Here is a 19,838-nt window from a genome sequence, read left to right as displayed (position 1 = left end):
TCCGGCCCCGGCGCGGACCTCGGAGGGCGCTCAGCTCTCGCGCTTCTCCTTGATCTTCGCGGCCTTGCCGCGCAGCTCGCGCAGGTAGTACAGCTTGGCGCGGCGGACGTCACCCTTGGTGACGAGTTCGATCTTCTCGACGATCGGGGTGTGCACCGGGAAGGTGCGCTCGACGCCGACGGAGAAGGAGACCTTGCGGACCGTGAAGGTCTCGCGCACGCCGGCGCCCTGACGGCGGATGACGACGCCCTTGAACTGCTGCACACGGGAGCGGTTGCCCTCGATGACGCGCACGTGGACGTTGACGGTGTCGCCGGGGCGGAAGGCCGGGACGTCGCTGCGCAGCGACGCGGCGTCGACGGAGTCGAGCAGGTGAGACATTTCGTCTGCTTTCTTCGCCGATGCCACAGGTCATCGACGGAAACTAGGTGTTTCGGAATCAGGGTCGTGCGGGTCGGGACGGGCGTCGTCTCCCCCTGTGGCAGGGGCGCGCTCCGGACGGACGCACAACAGCCGCCTATTCTTCCATGCCCGGGGTCCTGCGCCAAAATCGGCCGTAGGGTTCCCCGTCCGGATCCGGCTGCCAGCCCAGGATGGAGAGCATCTCGCGGTCCTTCTTGTCGAAGGCGGCGGGCTCGCACCGTTCGATCAGGTCGGGCCGGTTGGCCGTGGTGCGGCGCAGGGCCTCGTCGCGGCGCCAGCGGGCGATCTTCCCGTGGTGGCCGCTGAGCAGCACGTCCGGAATACCGCGCCCGCGCCACTGCGGCGGCTTGGTGTGGACCGGCCCCTCCAGCAGGTTGGCCATGGCGCCGGGGGCGAAGGAGTCGTCCCGGTGGGACTCGGCGTTGCCGAGCACGCCGGGCAGCAGCCGGGCCACGGCCTCGGTGACGACAAGGACGGCCGCCTCGCCGCCGGCCAGGACGTAGTCGCCGATGGACACCTCGTACACGGGCATCCGGGTCGCGTACTCGTCGACGACGCGGCGGTCGATGCCCTCGTAGCGGGCGGGCGTGAAGATCAGCCAAGGCCGCTCGGAGAGGTGGACGGCGAGTTCCTGGGTGAAGGGCCGACCGCTGGGCGTGGGCACGATCAGCGCCGGTTCGCCGGAGCCGCTCTCGTAGCCGTCGGCCAGGACGGCGTCCAGCGCGTCGCCCCACGGCTCGGTCTTCATGACCATGCCGGGGCCACCGCCGTAGGGGGTGTCGTCGACCGTGTTGTGGCGGTCGTACGTCCACTCGCGCAGGTCGTGCACGTGAACGCCGAGCTGCCCACGCGCGCGTGCCTTGCCGACGAGGGAGACGTTCAGCGGTTCCAGGTACTCGGGGAAGATCGTGACGACGTCGAGCCGCATCAGGCGTTGTCTCCGGCGTCCTCGGCGTCGCCGGCGTCCCGCGCGGAGGCGATCTCGGCCCGGTCGTCGATCAGGCCGGGCGGCGGGTCGATGACCGCGCGCTGTTCGTCGAGATCGATGTCGGTGACGATCTCGGAGACGAACGGCACGTAGACCTCGCTGCCGTCGGGGCGCTCCACCACGAACAGGTCCTGCGTGGGCAGGTGGGAGATCTCGGTGATGCGGCCGACCCCGGTGCCGTCGGCGGTCACCACGTCGAGGTCGATCAGCTGGTGGTCGTAGTACTCGTCCTCGTCCTCGGGCCGCTCGTCCGGGTCGACGTCGGCGATCAGGAGGGTGTTGCGCAGCGCTTCGGCCCCGGTGCGGTCGTGGACGCCGGCGAAGCGCAGCAGGAGGCGGCCGCTGTGCACCCGGCCGGTCTCGATGGTGAGCGGTCCGGCGGAGGCGGGGTCGGTGGCCAGTACGGCACCGGGCCCGAGCCTCAGCTCCGGCTCGTCCGTGCGGACCTCGACGGTCACCTCGCCCTTGATCCCGTGGGCGCGGCCGATGCGCGCGACTACCAGCTGCACTGTGCTTGATCTCCTGTCGGAACTGCGACGAGCCCGCACGACGGGCTCATACGACTGCGGGCCGGGGACGGCCCAGTGGCCTTCCCCGGCCCGAGCCGGTGCTGCGATTGGCGTCAGCGGACGTGGTCCACGTCGACGAGGTCGACGCGGACGCCGCGACCGCCGATGGCGCCCACGACGGTACGCAGGGCGCGTGCGGTGCGGCCGTTGCGGCCGATCACCTTGCCGAGGTCGTCGGGGTGGACCCGGACCTCGAGCACCCGTCCGCGGCGCAGGTTGCGCGAGGCGACCTGCACATCGTCAGGGTTGTCGACGATGCCCTTCACGAGGTGCTCGAGAGCCTCCTCGAGCATGCTCAGGCCTCGGACGCGGAGGACTCGGCGGCGGCCTCGTCCTTCTTGTCGGCCTTCTTCTTCTGGGTGATCGCCTCACCCTTGCCCTCGTCCTCGCCACCGATCGCCTCGAAGGACGGGCGGGCCGCCTTCTCGGCCGGCTGCAGCAGCGGAGCCGGGGCGGGCTCGCCCTTGAACTTCTGCCAGTCGCCGGTCTTCTTCAGGATGGCGAGCACGGGCTCGGTCGGCTGGGCGCCGACACCGAGCCAGTACGCGACACGCTCGGCGTCGACCTCCATCACCGACGGGTTGTACGTCGGGTGGTACTTGCCGATCTCCTCGATGGCCCGGCCGTCACGGCGGGTACGGGAGTCGGCGACGACGATGCGGTAGTGAGGCGAACGGATCTTGCCCAGACGCTTCAGCTTGATCTTGACTGCCACGGGAGTGGGTTCTCCTGGTTTTGACGTGGGTGGGCACGGCGAGAGAGCCGCGTGGGGTTGCGGTACCCGAGTGCCCGATGGACGCGTCAGCCGGAGGAGAGAGGGGTCCTGTGCGACTGTCGAGTACAGCTAGCCATTGTGCCACACGCGGCCGGGCCCGCCGGACCGAGGCCACCGGATCCGCCACGTGGGCGGACCACTCGGCTCCGGTCGGCGACGGGCCCCGGCCCCGGTCCGGCTGCCACGAGCAGCCGGACCGTCAGCTCACTCCCGCACCGACCACCTCCGGGATGCGGAACGGCTTGCCGCAGCCGCCACACATGATCGGTGCCTGGGCCAGCACCGACGGGACGACGCGCACGTTGCGCCCGCAGTCGCAGACGGCCTTCACGCGCACCCCTCCCCCGGAGGAGCCGTGGCGGGCGGCCGGACCGCGGAAGCTGCGGGCCGTGTCGGTCGCGGTGGCGGCGGTGTGGGCCTTCAGCGCGCGCTGGAGGCGTTCGATCGTCGGGCGGTAGCGGCGCTTCGCCTCGGGGGTGAGCGTGACCAGCGAGAAGCCACTGCTGGGATGCGGCTCCTCGGGGTGGTCCAGGCCCAGCTCCTCGGCGATCGCGAGGAATCGGCGGTTGTGGTAGCGCCCCGCGCGCGAGGTGTCGCGTACTCCGCGCGCGGCGGCGATGCCGTGGACTGCCTCGTGAAGCAGTCGCTCGAAGGAGAGCTCGTGCCCGCAGGCGGACGACGACTCTCCGATCAGGGACTCGGGCGCGGCAAGATCGGGCAGCTCGGTGTGGTGCCGCTGAATGTCGGCCCACGCCTGCGCCAGCTCTGCGGCGAGAACAGGTGGTGTCGTGCTCACGTAATGACAACGAGCCGGGGTGCCACTGTGTTCCTATTCCGGGGCATCCCAAATAATTTGCACGTACCAGTCAGTTGCCGCTGATGCGTCCCGACGAGGGCGGGTGCGCTGATCTGCGGAGAAGCCTCACAGCTCGTACCAAGCTGGTGCGTAGTCCGACGTACGCGCCGGCGCGTAGCGGCCGTCCACGCGCTGGAGTGTGTGCGACTCGCGCGGGCGCAAGGGGCGTTTCGGCCGCTGTCGCGCCGGGTGAGCGCCGTCCGAGGGGGCGCGTCGACGGAAGCGACGTTACCCGGTGCCTCGTCCGCGTGCGGCACCGCCCCGCCTCCCGGCGCGTCCGACTCCCGCGCGGTGGCCGCCGGACCGGCCGACCTTGGCCGGAACCGCCTCCTCGGCGCCGCAGCCACCCACGGTCATCACCGGACGACATGATCCGGCCATCCGACCCAGGGCACCGGACAGGGCTACCGGGGGTGCCACGCGGCCAGGCCCACATTGCCGGGAAGTGAAATCTCGCCAGGGTGCCGGGGATCGGGCAAACCGGTCCCCGCTACCACTGGACGCCACGGCGAGCCCGGAGTTACCTGACATACGGGGGGAGTGCGAGCGCACTGCACGGGGGCCATGGAATCGGGCACGGCGGCAACACTCGGCGATTGGGGCGCTTCCTATGACACCTACGCTCGTGCGGCAGCACTCGTCTCACGCGGGGGCGGCACCTCACGTGGACCCGCGTGCACGCGCGCGTGACTGGTCCGAGATACAGGAGCGGATGCTCGTGCCGCTCTACGAGGCCGTCTACGAGCGACTGGACGTGGGCGGCGACACGCGCATGCTGGGCCTGGGCTGCGGTTCCGGTCTCGCGCTGCTGATGGCGGCCGCGCGCGGCGCCGCGGTGACCGGGGTCGACTCCCGCTCCCCGGAACTCCTGGCCCTGGCCCACCGACGCCTGGCCACCGGGGCGCCCGAGGAACCGGAGGCGTACGAGGGGCCGCGGCCCCCAGGAACGGGCGGCACGCGCGCGCGTGCCGGCGCACCGAGGATCATCGACGGCCCGCCCGAGGACGCGGCGGACCCGACGGCACCGGCGTTCACCCTGGTGACCGCCTTCGAGCCCACCGGGTGCCTCGCCGGCGACGCGGAGGGGCTCGGCACACTGCTCGCCCGGGCAACGCCGCTCGCCGCGCGGGGGGCGGCCGTGGTGCTGGCCGGCTGGGGGCCGCCCGAGCGGTGCGCCACGACGTCGGTGCTGCGGGTGGCCGCCAAGCTCTCCGACCCGCTGCGCGCTGCCGGCAACTGGCGCCCCGCCCTGCGCGACGACCTGGAGGAGGTCGCCCAGCGGGCCGGGCTCCGGCCGGACGGCTCGGGACGGGTGGCGTGCCCGTTCGGCTACGCCGACACCGGCAGCGCGGTGCGGGGGCTGCTGTCCACCGGGCTGTTCGACGCGGCGGTCGAGGCGACCGACCCGGAACAGGTCGACAAGGAGCTGACGGAGGCCCTCCATCCCCACCAGCGGCCGGACGGGACCGTGTGGATGCCGAACGTGTTCCGCTACCTGATCGCCCGGGTGCCTTGACGGCAGCTTCCGATCGCATGTGCGCGGTACACGATCGGCGCATGACGCACTTCTTCCGGTGCGGGTGTGAATGGTGTGAAGAAGCCGGGCCGGGGCTTACGCGGTTTCCCCTGGTGGATCTTGGGCCTCTACGCTGATCCACCGTTCAGGGGAACAGACACATCTGCACACAGGAGCCTGTAGTGCCGCACCGCAAGACCGCACTGCGCCTCGCCGCGCCGGTCACCGTCCTCGCCCTGGCCCTCACCGCCTGCGGGGGCGGCGACGACACCGACGCCGACGCGAAGAGCGCGGCGACCACCGGGGCCTCGCCGTCGCCCTCCCAGCCCGCGTCGGGCGGCGACATGGCGACGGGCGAGAGCGCGACGGGGAAGGTCGCGGAAGACCCCGGCGAGGTCACGTACGAGGTCCTGGCCCAGAAGGTCGACGTCGGCACCGAGGCGGAGGCCGCGAAGGCGGTGGCGGACGCCGCGGACGCCAAGGGCAAGGTGCTGGCCACCGCGCACGTCAAGTACACGCACAAGAGCGGACCCGCGCTGACCGAGGGCTCCGATGTGCACGACGGCGCCACGGTCTTCGCCGACGGACAGCGCGGCGGCGTCCTCATCGGCGCCTCCGAGGACGCGCCGGGCTGTGAGGACCCGTACGACGTCGAGAGCTGGAAGCAGGGCGAGAGCCACGTCTTCTGCGAGACCTACGTGATCCCCGCGGGCGCCGCCGGCGTCGAGGTCCACTGGTCCGAGGAGGACGGCGAGCCCTACGTCTGGAAGTTCCCGCAGAAGTAACCCGTCGGGGCGGCCCCTCGGTCGAGGGGCCGCCCCGATGGTGCGGTACGGAACGGGCGTCAGCCCATGAACTTCTTGAACTCGTCGGGCAGCTCGAAGTCCTGACCACCCTGCTGCGGCAGTCCGAGGGCACCGCCGCCCTGCGCGGCGGCGGCCCGGCGGGCGGCCTCCTCCTGCTCCTGCTGCTTGCGCTTCATCGGGTTGCCGGAGCGCTGCTTGCCCTTGGCCTTCTTCTGCTGCTTCTTCTGCCGGCCGGGCCCGCCGCCCATGCCGGGCATCCCCGGCATCCCGGGCATGCCGCCGCCCTGGGCCATGCGGGACATCATCTTGCGGGCCTCGAAGAACCGCTCGACGAGTGACTTGACGGCGCTGACCTCGACGCCGGAACCCTTGGCGATACGGGCGCGGCGCGAGCCGTTGATGATCGTCGGCTCCTGGCGCTCGGCCGGGGTCATCGACTTGATGATGGCGGCCGTGCGGTCGACGTCGCGCTCGTCGAGGTTGTTGATCTGGTCCTTCATCTGGCCCATGCCGGGCAGCATCCCGAGCAGCTTCGAGATAGAACCCATCTTCCGGACCTGCTCCATCTGGGCCAGGAAGTCGTCCAGGGTGAAGTCCTGGCCCTTCTTGGACGCCAGCTTGGAGGCCATCTTCTCGGCCTCTTCCTGGCTGAACGTCTTCTCCGCCTGCTCGATCAGGGTGAGCAGGTCACCCATGTCGAGGATGCGGGAGGCCATCCGGTCCGGGTGGAAGGCGTCGAAGTCCTCGAGCTTCTCGCCGTTCGAGGCGAACATGATCGGCTTGCCGGTCACCGAGGCGATCGACAGGGCCGCACCACCGCGGGCGTCGCCGTCGAGCTTGGAGAGCACGACGCCGTCGAAGCCGACGCCGTCGCGGAAGGCCTCGGCGGTGTTGACCGCGTCCTGACCGATCATCGCGTCGACGACGAAGAGGATCTCGTCAGGGCTGACGGCGTCGCGGATGTCCGCGGCCTGCTGCATCAGCTCCTGGTCGATGCCCAGGCGGCCGGCGGTGTCGACGATGACCAGGTCGTGGACCTTGGTCCTGGCGAACTCGATGGAGTCCTTGGCGACCTTGACCGGGTCGCCCACGCCGTTGCCCGGCTCGGGGGCGTAGACCGCGACACCGGCGCGCTCGGCGACGACGCTCAGCTGGTTGACGGCGTTGGGGCGCTGGAGGTCACAGGCGACCAGGAGCGGCGAGTGGCCCTGCTCCTTGAGCCAGCGGCCGAGCTTGCCCGCGAGCGTGGTCTTACCGGCACCCTGCAGACCCGCCAGCATGATCACGGTCGGCGGCTGCTTGGCGAAGCGCAGCCGGCGGGTCTCGCCGCCGAGGATGGTGATCAGTTCTTCATTGACCACCTTGACGATCTGTTGCGCCGGATTGAGCGCCTTGGAAACCTCGGCACCAAGGGAGCGTTCCTTGACGCGCTTGATGAAGGCTCGGACGACTGGCAGAGCCACATCGGCTTCAAGCAGCGCGATGCGGATCTCGCGGGCCGTGGCGTCGATGTCCGCCTCGGACAACCGGCCCTTGCCGCGGAGATTTTTGAAAGTCGCGCTAAGGCGGTCGGAGAGGGTATCGAACACGGTGGCGTCGGTCCTCGGAGTCGGGGAAGATTCGGGCTGCCCTCCAGGGTATCCGCCCCGACAAGCAACTCGTCCCCGCCCGTGGCACACAGCGGGCGGGGACGGAACCCCGCGGGTGCGGGGAGCATGCCTTGACCATCTTCAGCACCTGCTGAGCGGGCGCGCCATCCCCGCATGTGCGGGGAACACATCCGGTCAACGCACGAGGCGACCACAAGGTCACGCCCGCAGCGACTCCTCCACCTCCCGCGCGACGGACGTCGCCTCCTCCCCCGGCAACGGCACCCCCTCGCCCCGCGTCACGTAGAACGCGTCCACCGCGTTCGCCCCCAGCGTCGACACGTGCGCGCTCCGCACCCGCACCCCTGTCGCCTCCAGTGCGCGCCCCAGCCGGAACAGCAGCCCCGGCGCGTCCTGGGCGCGGACCTCGATCACCGTGGCCAGCCGGGAGGCGGCCGGGGCGACGGTCACGCGGGGCGGGGGCGGCTCCACGCCCCGGCGCCGGGGGTGGGCGGCGTCCCGTTCGGCCAGGCGTCCGGCGATGTCCAGCGTGCCGTCCAGGGCCCTGACCAGGTCGGCACGGAGCCGGGCGGCCTGGGGCAGGGAGCCGTACTGGGCGGCGACCCGCCAGTCGAGGAGCAGGACGGAGCCGTCGACGCCGTCCGGCAGCGGAAGGGACCGCAGCTCGGCCGTGCGGACGGTCAGGCGGTGCAGGGCCAGGACGCCGGCCACCGCGGGGAGCACCCCCGCCTGGTCGGGTACGGCGATCAGAAGCTCCACGCCGAGCGGTTCGGGGACGGTGCCGGCCGGATCGACCGCCCCGGGATCACCCGAACCGCGCCCGGACGCGTCCGCCGGACCGGACGGACCGGACAGACCGGACAGACCGGACGGTTGGGCCGGATCGGCCGGCGGCTCGGTCTGGGCCCGCAGTGCCAGGACCGGACCGCCGGTGCGGAAGGCTTCGACCGCGAGCCGCTCGTGCTCGGCGGTGGGCGCGGCGGCCTCGGCCTCGGCCGCCGGCTCCCCGGCCAGCACCCCGGCGACCCGCTTCACGAGGTCGGCGACGAGGGACCCGCGCCAGGACGACCAGGCGGCCGGCCCGGTGGCCAGTGCGTCCGCCTCGGTCAGTGCGTGCAGCAGTTCCAGCGTGCGCTCCGTACCGACCGCGTCGGCGACGGCGCGCACGGTGGCCGGGTCGTCGAGGTCGCGCCGGGTGGCGGTCTCCACGAGCAGGAGGTGGTGGCGTACGAGGGTGGCCAGGACGGCCGTGTCCGCACGGTCGAAGCCGATGCGGGCGGCGACGTCCCGGGCGATGGTCTCGCCGGCCACGGAGTGGTCGCCGGGCCAGCCCTTGCCGATGTCGTGCAGCAGCGCGGCGACCAGCAACAGGTCGGGGCGGTGCACCCGACGGGCGAACCCGGCGGCGCGGACGGCCGTCTCGATCAGGTGCCGGTCGACGGTCCACAGGTGCACGGCGTTGCGCTGCGGGCGGCAGCGGACCCGCTCCCAGTCGGGCAGCAGCCGCGTGACCAGGCCCTCGGCCTCCAGCGCCTCCCAGACCTGCACCGTGGGGCGCCCCGAACCGAGCAGGGTCACCAGTTGCTCACGCGCCTCGGCGGGCCAGGGCGTGGGCAGGGGGCGCGCGGTGGCCGCCAGGCGCCGTACGGCGTGCAGGGAGAGCGGGAGGCCGGCCTGCGCGGCGGCGGCCGCGGCGCGCAGCGGGAGTACGGCATCGCGTTCGGGGCGCGCGGTGCGGGCGAGCACCACCTCGCCGTCCTGCTCCACGACGCCCTCGGCGAGCGGGGAGCGTTCGGCGGCCGGTTTCCCGCCGTTCCTTCCGCTCATCATGGCCCGCAGCCTCGGCCGTACGGACCGCGAGCGCAGCACGCGCCCCACTTCGCGCCAGGTGACGTCGCCCGCGTAGGAGATGACGCGGGCCGCTTCGTACACCTGCCGCAGCAGGGCGTCGGCGTCCAGCAGGCCCAGGCCGGCCGCCACCTCGTCCTGTTCCTGCAGGGCCAGCCGGTCGGTGGCCCGGCCCGTCGCCAGGTGGAGGGCGTCGCGTACGTCGAGCAGTCGGCGCCGGGCGTCGGCGAGGCCCTCGCGCGGGGCGTCGGCGAGCCAGGAGGCGGCGACGGCGCGCAGGGCGGTGGCGTCGCGCAGGCCGCCCCTGGCCTCCTTGAGGTCGGGTTCCAGGAGGAACCGCAGCTCGCCCTGGCGTTCGGCGCGCTCGGCGCACAGGTCCCGGAGTTCGGGGAGGCGTTTGGGGGCCTGGTTGCGCCAGTCGGCGAGGACGGCGGTGCGCAGGGCGGAGGTCAGGCCGAGGTCTCCGGCGAGGTGGCGGGCGTCCAGGAGACCGAGCTGGACCTTCAGGTCCTCGCCCGCCGTCTTGCGGGCCTGCTGCGTGGTGCGCACGGAGTGGTCGAGGTCGAGGCCCAGGTCCCAGACCGGGTACCAGAGGCGGTCGGCGAGCGCGGCGACGGCCTTGTCGTCGCGGCCGTCGTGCAGCAGGAGCAGGTCCAGGTCGCTGCGCGGGGACAGCTCGCCGCGCCCGTAGCCGCCGACCGCGACGAGCGAGACGCCCGTGTGTCCCCCGGTGGCCGCGCCGAAGAGGCCCGCCAGCCAGTCGTCGGTCAGTTCGGCCAGCGCCCTGCGGCGCGGCGGCCCGGACCGCGCCCCCTCGGTGAGGAGGCGCAGCCGGGCCGCCGCGTAGCCGCCGGGTTCCGAGCCTTCTTTTTCTTCGGTCACGTCCGTACTCGTCACCCGGCGACTCCTGTTCTTCGGTGGTGTCAGAGCGCGTCGGGTCCGCGCTCGCCGGTCCTGACCCGTACGGCCGTGTCGACCGGGACCGCCCAGACCTTGCCGTCGCCGATCTTGCCGGTGCGGGCCGCCTTGACCACGACGTCGATCAGTTGCTCGGCGTCGTCGTCCTCGGCCAGGACCTCGATGCGGATCTTGGGCACGAGGTCGACGGTGTACTCGGCACCCCGGTAGACCTCGGTGTGTCCGCGCTGGCGGCCGTAACCGCTGGCCTCGGTGACGGTCAGGCCGTGGACCCCGAAGGCCTGGAGGGCCTCCTTGATCTCGTCGAGCCGGTGCGGCTTGACGACGGCGGTGATGAGCTTCATGCGTCCACCTTCTTGCTCGGGGCCGACCCGGCCGTGGAGGCGGCCGGCGTGGCGGTCGTCCGGGCGGCACCGCCGCCGGCGCCGCTGAAGTCGTATGCGGTCTCGGCGTGCTCGGCCTGGTCGATGCCGGCCACCTCGACGTCCTCCGACACTCGCATGCCGATCGTCTTGTCCAGCAGGAAGGCGAGGACCGCGGAGACCACCAGGGAGTAGGCGAGGACGCCGAAGACGCCCGCGCACTGCTTCCAGAACTGGTCGAGACCGCCGCCGTAGAAGAGGCCCTGGACGTCGGACTGGCCCTTGCCGCTGGCGAAGAAGCCGACGAGCAGCGAGCCGAGGATGCCGCCGACCATGTGGACGCCGACCACGTCGAGGGAGTCGTCGTAGCCGAACCTGTACTTCAGCCCGACGGCCATGGCGCACACCACGCCGGCGATCAGGCCGACGGCGATCGCGCCGAGCGGGGAGACGGCGCCGCCGGCCGGGGTGATGGCGACCAGGCCGGAGACGGCGCCGGAGGCCGCGCCGAGGGTGGTGAAGGCGCCGTGCCGGATCTTCTCGTAGGCGAGCCAGCCGAGGACGGCTGCGCCGGTGGCGACCTGGGTGTTGACGAACATCAGCGCGCCGACGCCGTCGTCGTTGCCGAGCCACGAGCCGGCGTTGAAGCCGAACCAGCCGAACCAGAGCAGTCCGGCGCCGAGCATGACCAGCGGCAGGCTGTGCGGGCGCATCGGGTCCTTCTTGAAGCCGACCCGCTTGCCGATGACGAGGATCACGCCGAGTGCGGCGGCACCGGCGTTGATGTGCACGGCCGTGCCGCCCGCGAAGTCGATCACGCCCAGTTCGAAGGCCCAGCCGCCGGCGCCCCAGACCCAGTGGGCGACGGGGAAGTAGACGATCGTGACCCACAGGGCGATGAACAGCGCCCAGGCCGTGAACTTCACGCGGTCCGCGAGGGCGCCGCTGATCAGGGCCGGGGTGAGGACGGCGAACATCAGCTGGAAGACCAGGAACACGAAGACGGGGATGGTGTAGCCGTCCCACAGCTCGGTCAGGCCGATGTTGCTCAGGCCCACCCAGTCGGAGTTCCAGCCGACGAGGCTGCCGGAGTCGGTGCCGAACGCCATGGAGAAGCCGTAGAGCACCCACAGGACGGTGACGATGCCGAGGCTGATGAAGCTCATCATCAGCATGTTCAGGGTGCTCTTGACACGGACCATGCCTCCGTAGAAGAAGGCCAGGGCGGGCGTCATGAGCATCACCAGGGCGGAGCAGATGAGCATGAAGCCGGTGTTGGCTGCGGAGAGCTCGGTCTCTGCCGCGAGCGTGATGGCTGGAGCCATCGGCGTCTCCTCGTCGTTGGTACGGCCCCGTGCGGGCGAAGCCTGGGCGGGTGGTGAGGGGTGGGCCGGTTATGCGCCATGAGATTGGCGCAGCGCGGTTTCGGTGGAGGCCCCTCGTTGTTTCGCCGCCGTGACGAAGGCGCGGTGCGTGTTACGCGTGGGTGAACGGCCGGGTGCGGACGGGTGGGGTCGCGTGGTGCCGGGACGGTCCGCACCGGTACGTGAACCGGCCGCGGCGGCCTCCGAATGACCTGGCATGGGGGAGCCGAGTCGGGCAGTTCGGGAGGGCCGGCCGCGGCCGGGGCTGGTGGGGGTTCAGACCGCTTCGGCGGTCTCCGGCAACTCGACGGCGAGCCGTTCGGTGAGGTCGACGACCTCGCCGAGGTCGCCGAAATCGCGTACGGCCGTGTCGACGGTTTTGCGGATGCGCGTGTTGACGCGTTCGGAGCGGACCTTCTTGGCGATGCCCATGGCCTCCTTGGCCAGAACGGCGCTCTCCTCGGGTTCGCGGCGCAGCAGGTGCACGGTGGCCATGCCGATCAGGTTGAGCGCGTAGGAACGCTGGTGCTCCTCGTCCTTGGCGAACAGCTCCACGGCCCGGCGCATCAGCGGGTCGGCGAGGGAGGCGTAGGCGGGGCTGCGGCCCGCCACGTAGGCGAGGTCGCGGAAGGAGTGGCTGTTCTCGCCGTACAGCTCGGCCTCGGAGAAGAAGCGGATCCAGTCGGGGTCCGGCTCGTCCCACTCGTCGGCCTCGGCGAAGATGTCCTCCGCCATCCGCACCGCGCGCTTGGTGCGGCCGGGCTGCCCCATGTTGGCGTAGGCGCGGGCCTCCATCGCGTACAGCATCGACTGGGTGCGGGGGCCGGCGCAGTCGCGGCTGCCGTACTGCGCGAGGTGGACCAGCTCCAGGGCGTCGTCGGGCCGGCCGAGGTGGATCATCTGGCGGCTCATGCTGGAGAGGATGTACGAGCCCAGCGGCCGGTCCCCCGCCTCCTTGGCGGCGTGCAGGGCGAGCACGAAGTACTTCTGGGCGGTGGGCTGGAGCCCCACGTCGTACGACATCCAGCCGGCCAGCTCGGCCAGCTCGGCGGCGACCTTGAAGAGCTTGGCGCGGGTGGTCTCGGTCTGGGGTTCCTGGAGCAGGTCGGTGACCTCGTGCAGCTGGCCGACCACGGCCTTGCGGCGCAGGCCGCCACCGCACTGGGCGTCCCAGCGGCGGAACATGACGGCCGTGGACTCGAGCAGCTCCAGCTCCGGTCTGGACAGGCGGCCGCGCGCGCGGGAGGAGAGGGCGGCGGACTCACGTTCGGCCGACGGGCCGGCGGAGGGCGTGGGGACGAGCCAGCGCTGCATGGGTTCGATGAGGGACGGGCCCGCGGAGAGGGCCAGCGAGCTCCCGAGGAAGCCGCGCCGCGCCAGCATGAGGTCGCTGCGCGAGAACTCGCTGAGCAGGGCCACGGTCTGCGGGCCCGTCCAGGGAAGGTCGACGCCGGTCGCGGAGGGCGTGGGGCGGGTGGAACGCAGGCCCAGGTCCTCGACGGAGACGACGACGCCGAAACGCTCGGAGAACAGCTCGGACAGGATCCGCGGGATCGGCTCGCGCGGATTCTCCCCGTCGAGCCAGCGGCGCACGCGTGAGGTGTCGGTGGAGATGTGGTTGGCGCCCAGCTGGCGTGCCCGGCGGTTGACCTGGCGGGCCAGCTCGCCCTTGGACCAGCCGCTGCGGGCGAACCAGGAGGTGAGCAGCTCGTTCGGGCGCTTGTCAGCGTGCGACGCGCTCCCCGCGCTCGTACCGCTTCCGCCGTTGCCACTCACTGGAACGCCCCCATCCCTGAGACCACCTGTCGCCGAGTGCGCCAAGCCCTATCAGAATGCCGGTGATTGCGGCCTGCCGTCCGGTGGTTGACGCCCTTCGAACGGAGGACCGGCTTGCCTCCGGCATACCCACAAGTGCATGTGCCCCAAGGCTCCATGCACACAAAGTAGTCCCGCGATCACTCGTTCAACCATGGCGATTGCGGAATCGCCACCATTCGCCACCCCTTCGAATGAACTCACGATGGCCGGGACGCGATTCACTTGACATAAGCCAGCCGGAAGTCGGCGCAACGGTGCACACCGGGGCGTGCGCGGTCGGACACACCACCCGGAGCGCTTCCGGACGCCGTCTGAGCGGCATCGGACTGGGGAGTTGGAAGCAGAGAGTCACGTTTCACGTCCCCTGCGTAACCGTCGCCGGGTCGGACCCGTTGGAGGGGGCATGGGCTTCACGATCGGTATCGGCAGCAGTCGGGGCATGCGTGAGATCCGGTCGGGCGCGCGCCGCCGCGGCCGCGCCTCGGAGTGCACGGTCGTGGCCGAGTTCACCGGGCTGTGGGGCTGGGACGTGGTCCCGGGCGCCCGGACCGCCGCGGGCGCCTGCTCGTGCGGCCTGCCCGACTGTCCGGCGCCGGGCGCGCATCCTCTGGACTTCGCGCCCGAGGTGGCCGCCGGAGCGAGGCTCGACGAGGCGAGCCAGGCGTGGGCGCGGTATCCGGGCGCCGCGGTGATGCTGACGGTCGGGCGCACCTTCGACGTGATCGAGGTGGCCGAGCCCGCCGGCCTGCGGGCGCTGTCCCGGCTGGAGCGCATGGGCCTGCCGCTGGGTCCGGTCGCGGCGACGCCGCAGGGCCGCGCCCAGTTCTTCGTCGCGCCGGGCGCCGCCGCCGAATTGCCCCGGATGCTGTACCGCATGGGCTGGGACGACCCGTCCGCCCTCGACCTGCGCGGCCTCGGCCCGGGTACGTACATCACGGCCCCACCCTCCGACCGCGGCGGCCGCGGTCCCGTGCGCTGGCTGCGGCCTCCGGCCCTGGACTCGGCCACCAGGCCACCGGCGGCCCGGTTGCTCCTTGGGACACTGGCGTACGTGGCCCACCGGTCCCGGGCGTAACCGCCCACCCGGCACGCCGCCCGCCCGTACGCCGAGCACACCCGTCCCCGGGGCCCCTCCGTTCCCCCTCGCGCGCCGTGGCGCGCCTGGTGGGCCGCCACTCGGGACACGGGCGGCCCTGCCCACACGCACCCGAAACACGCACCCGCACCGCCGTGAGGCCCGCCTGCGCGGCAGCCGCCCGTCGGCCGCGCCCCGGCGCACGTACAGCCGCACTCCGGCGCGCCCCGCGAAGCGTTTGCCACCCCCCTCACCACCCCCCGCCCGCACCACACGGCGAAGCGCCCGCCCCCCGGTGGTCCGGGAGGCGGGCGCTTCTCGCATGCGCGCGTAGGCGGGACACCGCAGACGGCGCGGCGTCACTCGCCGATGAGGGCGTCCACGAAGGCCGCGGGCTCGAACGGCGCCAGGTCGTCCGCACCCTCTCCGAGCCCGATCAGCTTGACCGGCACGCCCAGCTCACGCTGCACGGCGACCACGATGCCGCCCTTGGCCGTGCCGTCCAGCTTGGTGAGCACGATGCCGGTGATGTCCACGACCTCGGCGAAGACCCGGGCCTGGATCAGGCCGTTCTGGCCGGTGGTGGCGTCGAGCACGAGCAGCACCTCGTCGAGCGGGGCGTGCTTCTCCACGACGCGCTTGACCTTGCCCAGCTCGTCCATGAGGCCGGTCTTGGTGTGCAGGCGGCCGGCGGTGTCGATGAGCACGACGTCCGAGCCCAGCTCCTTGCCCTCCTTGACCGCGTCGAAGGCGACGGACGCCGGGTCGCCGGCCTCCGGCCCGCGCACGGTGTGCGCGCCGACCCGCTCGCCCCAGGTCTGCAGCTGGTCGGCGGCGGCGGCACGGAAGGTGTCGGCGGCACCCAGGACGACGCTGCGGCCGTCGGCCACCAGGACGCGGGCGAGCTTGCCGGTGGTGGTGGTCTTGCCGGTGCCGTTGACCCCGACGACCATCACGATGCCGGGCTTGCCGGTGGCGGGCTCGGTCTTGACCTCGCGGTCCATGTCGGGGCCGACGAGGTTGATCAGCTCCTCGCGCAGCAGGCCGCGCAGCTCTTCGGGGGTGCGGGTGCCGAGCACCTTCACCCGTTCGCGCAGCCGCTCGACCAGCTCCTGGGTGGGCTGCACGCCGACGTCGGCGGTGAGCAGCGTGTCCTCGATCTCCTCCCAGGTGTCGTCGTCGAGGTGCTCCCGGGACAGCAGGGTCAGCAGGCCCTTGCCGAGGGCGTTCTGCGAGCGGGAGAGGCGGGCGCGGAGCCTGACCAGTCGGCCGGCCGTGGGCTCGGGAACCTCGATCTGCGGGATCTCGAGCTCTTCGACGACGGGCGGCTCCTCGACGGTGGCGGTGCCGCCGTCCGGGAGGTCGACCTCCTCTATCGTCCGGCGCGTTTCGTCGCGCGGCGTCTCGGCCTCTTCGCCGACGTGCGGCTCGGCCGGAGGTGCGGTGATGTCGGGCGTGGCGGGGGGCGGCGGGGGCAGCTGCTTCTTGCGGCGGCTGCCGACGACCAGCCCGCCGAGCGCGCCGATCACGACCACGGCGATGACTACAGCAAGGATGACGATTTCCATAACGGGTCCAGTATGCGCGACCCCCGGCACGGGCCCCCGCTGTCGGCCCTTCGTGGTCTCGCTAGCGGTTTCGCTTGTGGTGCCGCTTGTGGTGCCGCTTGTGGTTTCGCCCGAAGGACAAAGGTTCCCGGAAGGAACGAGTCGGAGCAAAGTACGATGGAGGAGGACGCATCAACGCGCGTAGAGTCCCGACCGGCCCCTCTTCCCCACGATCGAGGCACGGACCCCCCACATGAGCAAGACCGCCGAGAACGAAGGCGCCCTGGAAACCCGTGGCATCGAGCAGGTGCCCGACCGCGAGCGCACCGCCCGGACCCGCGAGCTGTTCCCGACCTGGGTCGGCGCCAACATCAGCGTGCTGCTGCTCACGATGGGCGCGAGCCTCGTCGTGGCGTACCACCTCAACTTCTGGCAGGCCCTGGTCGTCGCGGCCGCGGCGCCCGTCGTGTCGTACGGCCTGGTGGGCCTGATCGGCATCGCCGGCAAGCGCGGCGGCGCTCCGGGCATGGCGCTGTCCCGTGCCGTGTTCGGGCAGCGGGGCAATCTGCTGCCCGGCTCGCTGATCTGGGTCGCCCGCTGGGGCTGGGAGACGATCAACGCCGTCACCGGCGCCTATGCCGTGCTCACCGTGCTGGACATCGTCTTCGGCATACGCGCGAACAGCGTGCTGGACATGGTGACGCTGCTGGCCTTCGTCGTGGCGACGTTCGCGATCTCAGGGCTGGGCATCAACGCCGTGCAGAAGTGCAACAAGTACGCGACGTACCTCTTCGGCGCCTTCTCGGTGCTGGTGCTGGGCTACCTGGTCGTCGACACGGACTGGTCCGCGGTCTTCGACCGGTCCGCCGGTTCGGTGGCCGCGATGATCACGGGCGTCGGGCTGATCGCGGCCGGCGGCGTCAGCTGGATCCCGTCCGCGCCCGACTTCACGCGGTATCTGCCGCGTACGGCCTCCTCGAAGGGGATCGTGGGCGTCACGGTCGGAGGCGCCGGCATCGTCGTCCTGCCCATGGTCCTGATGGGCATGATCATGGCCGTCTCCACGCCGGACCTCGCCTCGGCCGCCGACCCGGTCTCCTTCCTGGGCGAGATCCTGCCCACCTGGATCGCGGTGCCCTACCTGCTGATCGCGCTGATCGGCATGCTGCTGATCAACTCGATGTCGATGTACTCGGCCGGCTTCACCGCACAGACCCTGGGCTTCAAGGTCCCGCGGCACTGGGCGGTCTCGGTCAACGCCGTGATCTCGCTGGTCTTCGGCGGCGTGCTGATGCTGGTGGCGACCAGCTTCATGGGCTCCTTCATCGCCTTCCTGTCGCTGCTCGCGGTCGCCTTCTCCGCCTGGGTCGGCGTCTTCGGCGCGGACATGCTGCGCGGGCGGGAGTACGACGGCGAGGCGATGGCCGACACCTCGCGCACCAGCGCCTACTGGTACCGGGGCGGCTTCGCCCCCGCCGCCGTCGTCGCCTGGGCGATCGGCCTGGCCGCCGGTCTGATGTTCACCACGTCCGACTGGTTCACCGGCCCGCTCGCGACGAACAACTTCGTGGGCGAGTACGGCCTGGGCTGGGTGGCCACGGTGGTGATCTCCGGTCTGCTGTACGCGGTCCTGCCGAAGCCGGCGCCGGTCGCCCCCGCGGCGCGCACGGAGCGGGCCGAACAGCCCGAGGCCGTGACCGTCTGACGTACGCCTGCCGACGCCCCCGCTCCCGCACGCCGCGCGCGGGAGTGGGGGCGTCGGCGCTCGCGCTCGCGCTCGCCTGCCGAACATGCCCCGGCACACCGCCGCCCCGCCCGGAGAACGACCGGGCGGGGCGGCGGACGGTACGGGGAGGGGGCAGCGGGGACTTGGCCCTCCTCCCCGGGTTCGGGGCGGGCGGGTGTCAGCCCATCTCCTCCAGGGCCTTGCCCTTGGTCTCCTTCACGAACCTCAGCACGAAGGGGATGGAGAGCGCGGCGAAGACCGTGTAGATCACATAGGTGGCCGAGAGGTTCCAGTCGGCCAGCGACGGGAAGCTCGCGGTGATGGCCCAGTTGGCGATCCACTGCGCGGAGGCGGCGACGCCCAGCGCGGCGGCGCGGAGGCGGTTGGGGAACATCTCGCCGAGGAAGACCCAGACGACCACACCCCACGACAGGGCGAAGAAGAGGACGAAGACGTGGGCTGCGATCAGGGCGACCCAGCCCTGGGTGGCCGGGAGCTTGCCGTCGACCAGGTCGAAGGAGAAGGCCCACGCCTCCAGCCCGAGGCCGATCACCATACCGACGGAGCCGATCAGGGCGAGCGGCTTGCGGCCGATGCGGTCCACGAAGATCATCGCGATCACGGTGCCGACGATGTTGATGATCGACGTCGTGAACGAGTAGAAGAACGACTGCGTCGGGTCGACGCCGACCGACTGCCACAGCGTCGAGGAGTAGTAGAACGCGACGTTGATGCCGACGAACTGCTGGAAGACCGACAGGCCGATGCCGATCCAGACGATGGGCTTGAAGAAGAAGCTGCCGCCGAGCAGGTCCTTGAAGGAGGACTTCTCCTCGCGGTGCATCGCGTGCTCGATCTCGGCGACGCGGGCGTCGAAGTCCACGTCCTTGCCCTCGACCTCCTGCAGGATCTCCTTGGCGCGCTCGCGCTTGCCGACGGAGAGCAGGAAGCGGGGGGACTCGGGGATGGCGAAGGACAGCAGGCCGTAGAGGACGGCCGGGATCACCATGACGCCGAGCATGACCTGCCAGGCCTCCAGGCCCATCAGCTCACCGCGCTGGTCGCCGCCGGCGGCGTTCAGCAGGCCCCAGTTGACCAGCTGGGAGACGGCGATGCCGATGACGATCGCGGCCTGCTGGAAGGAGCCGAGCCGGCCGCGGTAGGCGGGCGGGGAGACCTCGGCGATGTAGGCGGGGCCGATCACCGAGGCCATACCGATGGCGAAGCCGCCGATGATGCGCCACATGGCCAGGTCCCACAGCGCGAAGGGCAGTGCGGAGCCGACGGCGCTGACGGTGAAGAGGACCGCCGCGATCTGCATGCAGCGGATGCGGCCGATGCGGTCCGCGATCCGGCCGGCGGTCGCGGCGCCGATGGCACAGCCGATCAGCGCGACGGCGATGACCTGGGCCAGCACCGCGGAGCCGACGTCATAACGGTCCCGGATGGCCTCGACGGCGCCGTTGATCACGGAACTGTCGTAACCGAACAGGAAACCGCCCATCGCGGCCGCCGCCGCGATGAAGATGACGTGCCCGAGATGATCGGGGTGAGCCGTCCTGGCTCCTGGACTGGATGCCTGCGATGTGCTGGCCACGCGTACTCCTCGGGCTGCCGGCAACGCTGCCGGGGCGGTT

At 71.7% G+C, this 19,838-nt stretch carries 17 protein-coding genes; 4 read left to right on the top strand and 13 right to left on the bottom strand.

From position 1 onward, the window contains the following. Window positions 1-30 precede the first annotated feature (30 nt). From rplS to AB0P07_RS12435, 6 genes are all read right to left on the bottom strand, one after another. Window positions 31-381 (bottom strand): 50S ribosomal protein L19, encoded by a 351-nt coding sequence (gene rplS / locus AB0P07_RS12460; RefSeq protein ID WP_007444857.1) that lies wholly within the window; start codon window positions 379-381, stop codon window positions 31-33. A 136-nt stretch (window positions 382-517) separates the two neighbouring features. Continuing rightward, complete coding sequence (gene trmD, locus AB0P07_RS12455; protein ID WP_125628636.1) at window positions 518-1,351, bottom strand: tRNA (guanosine(37)-N1)-methyltransferase TrmD; 834 nt, start codon at window positions 1,349-1,351, stop codon at window positions 518-520. Then, complete coding sequence (gene rimM / locus AB0P07_RS12450) at window positions 1,351-1,920, bottom strand: ribosome maturation factor RimM (RefSeq protein ID WP_365548920.1); 570 nt, start codon at window positions 1,918-1,920, stop codon at window positions 1,351-1,353. The genes trmD and rimM overlap by 1 nt, the downstream gene beginning before the upstream one ends. A 113-nt stretch (window positions 1,921-2,033) precedes the next feature. Then, window positions 2,034-2,273, bottom strand: coding sequence for an RNA-binding protein (locus AB0P07_RS12445; protein ID WP_003973401.1), 240 nt, complete (start codon window positions 2,271-2,273; stop codon window positions 2,034-2,036). Window positions 2,274-2,275: 2 nt separating this feature from the next. Then, window positions 2,276-2,695, bottom strand: coding sequence for a 30S ribosomal protein S16 (rpsP, locus tag AB0P07_RS12440; RefSeq protein ID WP_007444852.1), 420 nt, complete (start codon window positions 2,693-2,695; stop codon window positions 2,276-2,278). Between the two features lie 259 nt (window positions 2,696-2,954). After that, window positions 2,955-3,551, bottom strand: a complete 597-nt coding sequence (locus tag AB0P07_RS12435; RefSeq protein WP_030188620.1) for a hypothetical protein — start codon at window positions 3,549-3,551, stop codon at window positions 2,955-2,957. Between the two features lie 670 nt (window positions 3,552-4,221). Between AB0P07_RS12435 and AB0P07_RS12430 the strand changes: the two genes are divergently transcribed. Next, window positions 4,222-5,127 (top strand): class I SAM-dependent methyltransferase, encoded by a 906-nt coding sequence (locus AB0P07_RS12430; RefSeq protein ID WP_365548914.1) that lies wholly within the window; start codon window positions 4,222-4,224, stop codon window positions 5,125-5,127. A 182-nt stretch (window positions 5,128-5,309) separates the two neighbouring features. Beyond that, on the top strand, window positions 5,310-5,912 hold the full coding sequence (locus AB0P07_RS12425; protein ID WP_365548911.1) for a hypothetical protein: 603 nt from the start codon (window positions 5,310-5,312) through the stop codon (window positions 5,910-5,912). Window positions 5,913-5,971: 59 nt separating this feature from the next. Here the strand turns inward: AB0P07_RS12425 and ffh are convergent, their stop codons facing one another. From ffh to AB0P07_RS12400, 5 genes are all read right to left on the bottom strand, one after another. After that, window positions 5,972-7,522, bottom strand: coding sequence for a signal recognition particle protein (ffh, locus tag AB0P07_RS12420; protein ID WP_365548908.1), 1,551 nt, complete (start codon window positions 7,520-7,522; stop codon window positions 5,972-5,974). Between the two features lie 219 nt (window positions 7,523-7,741). Further along, window positions 7,742-10,288, bottom strand: coding sequence for a [protein-PII] uridylyltransferase (locus tag AB0P07_RS12415; RefSeq protein WP_365548905.1), 2,547 nt, complete (start codon window positions 10,286-10,288; stop codon window positions 7,742-7,744). 26 nt (window positions 10,289-10,314) lie between these two features. After that, window positions 10,315-10,653 carry a P-II family nitrogen regulator gene (locus AB0P07_RS12410; protein WP_030402312.1) on the bottom strand — a complete coding sequence of 113 codons (339 nt, stop codon included), beginning with the start codon at window positions 10,651-10,653 and terminating at the stop codon, window positions 10,315-10,317. Then, window positions 10,650-11,996 (bottom strand): ammonium transporter, encoded by a 1,347-nt coding sequence (locus AB0P07_RS12405; RefSeq protein ID WP_365548902.1) that lies wholly within the window; start codon window positions 11,994-11,996, stop codon window positions 10,650-10,652. Before AB0P07_RS12405 ends, AB0P07_RS12410 begins: the two co-directional genes overlap by 4 nt. Window positions 11,997-12,311: 315 nt before the next feature. Further along, window positions 12,312-13,811, bottom strand: coding sequence for a hypothetical protein (locus AB0P07_RS12400; protein ID WP_365548899.1), 1,500 nt, complete (start codon window positions 13,809-13,811; stop codon window positions 12,312-12,314). A gap of 445 nt (window positions 13,812-14,256) precedes the next feature. On the opposite strand from AB0P07_RS12400, the gene AB0P07_RS12395 reads away from it, so the two are divergent. Further along, window positions 14,257-14,928, top strand: a complete 672-nt coding sequence (locus AB0P07_RS12395; protein ID WP_365548896.1) for a bifunctional DNA primase/polymerase — start codon at window positions 14,257-14,259, stop codon at window positions 14,926-14,928. 359 nt (window positions 14,929-15,287) lie between these two features. Here AB0P07_RS12395 and ftsY read toward each other — a convergent pair whose 3' ends face one another. Further along, on the bottom strand, window positions 15,288-16,496 hold the full coding sequence (ftsY, locus tag AB0P07_RS12390) for a signal recognition particle-docking protein FtsY (protein ID WP_164712782.1): 1,209 nt from the start codon (window positions 16,494-16,496) through the stop codon (window positions 15,288-15,290). 232 nt (window positions 16,497-16,728) lie between these two features. On the opposite strand from ftsY, the gene AB0P07_RS12385 reads away from it, so the two are divergent. After that, a complete protein-coding gene (locus AB0P07_RS12385) occupies window positions 16,729-18,180 on the top strand; it encodes a cytosine permease (RefSeq protein ID WP_365548893.1) in 1,452 nt (483 codons plus the stop codon). Between the two features lie 199 nt (window positions 18,181-18,379). Here AB0P07_RS12385 and AB0P07_RS12380 read toward each other — a convergent pair whose 3' ends face one another. Continuing rightward, on the bottom strand, window positions 18,380-19,798 hold the full coding sequence (locus tag AB0P07_RS12380) for a sugar porter family MFS transporter (protein ID WP_365548890.1): 1,419 nt from the start codon (window positions 19,796-19,798) through the stop codon (window positions 18,380-18,382). Window positions 19,799-19,838 lie beyond the last annotated feature (40 nt).

Source organism: Streptomyces sp. NPDC085944, from assembly GCF_040686295.1.
GTDB lineage: Bacteria > Actinomycetota > Actinomycetes > Streptomycetales > Streptomycetaceae > Streptomyces > Streptomyces salinarius.
Note: the sequence above shows the minus strand (reverse complement) of the source record. Positions and strands in the feature narration are given on the sequence as shown.

Coding starts and splice junctions, on each gene's coding strand:
- rplS (WP_007444857.1), bottom strand. CDS start 381: ATGTCTCACCTGCTCGACTCCGTCGACGCCGCGTCGCTGCGCAGCGAC.
- trmD (WP_125628636.1), bottom strand. CDS start 1,351: ATGCGGCTCGACGTCGTCACGATCTTCCCCGAGTACCTGGAACCGCTG.
- AB0P07_RS12445 (WP_003973401.1), bottom strand. CDS start 2,273: ATGCTCGAGGAGGCTCTCGAGCACCTCGTGAAGGGCATCGTCGACAAC.
- AB0P07_RS12430 (WP_365548914.1), top strand. CDS start 4,222: ATGACACCTACGCTCGTGCGGCAGCACTCGTCTCACGCGGGGGCGGCA.
- AB0P07_RS12410 (WP_030402312.1), bottom strand. CDS start 10,653: ATGAAGCTCATCACCGCCGTCGTCAAGCCGCACCGGCTCGACGAGATC.
- AB0P07_RS12405 (WP_365548902.1), bottom strand. CDS start 11,996: ATGGCTCCAGCCATCACGCTCGCGGCAGAGACCGAGCTCTCCGCAGCC.
- AB0P07_RS12395 (WP_365548896.1), top strand. CDS start 14,257: ATGGGCTTCACGATCGGTATCGGCAGCAGTCGGGGCATGCGTGAGATC.
- ftsY (WP_164712782.1), bottom strand. CDS start 16,496: ATGGAAATCGTCATCCTTGCTGTAGTCATCGCCGTGGTCGTGATCGGC.
- AB0P07_RS12385 (WP_365548893.1), top strand. CDS start 16,729: ATGAGCAAGACCGCCGAGAACGAAGGCGCCCTGGAAACCCGTGGCATC.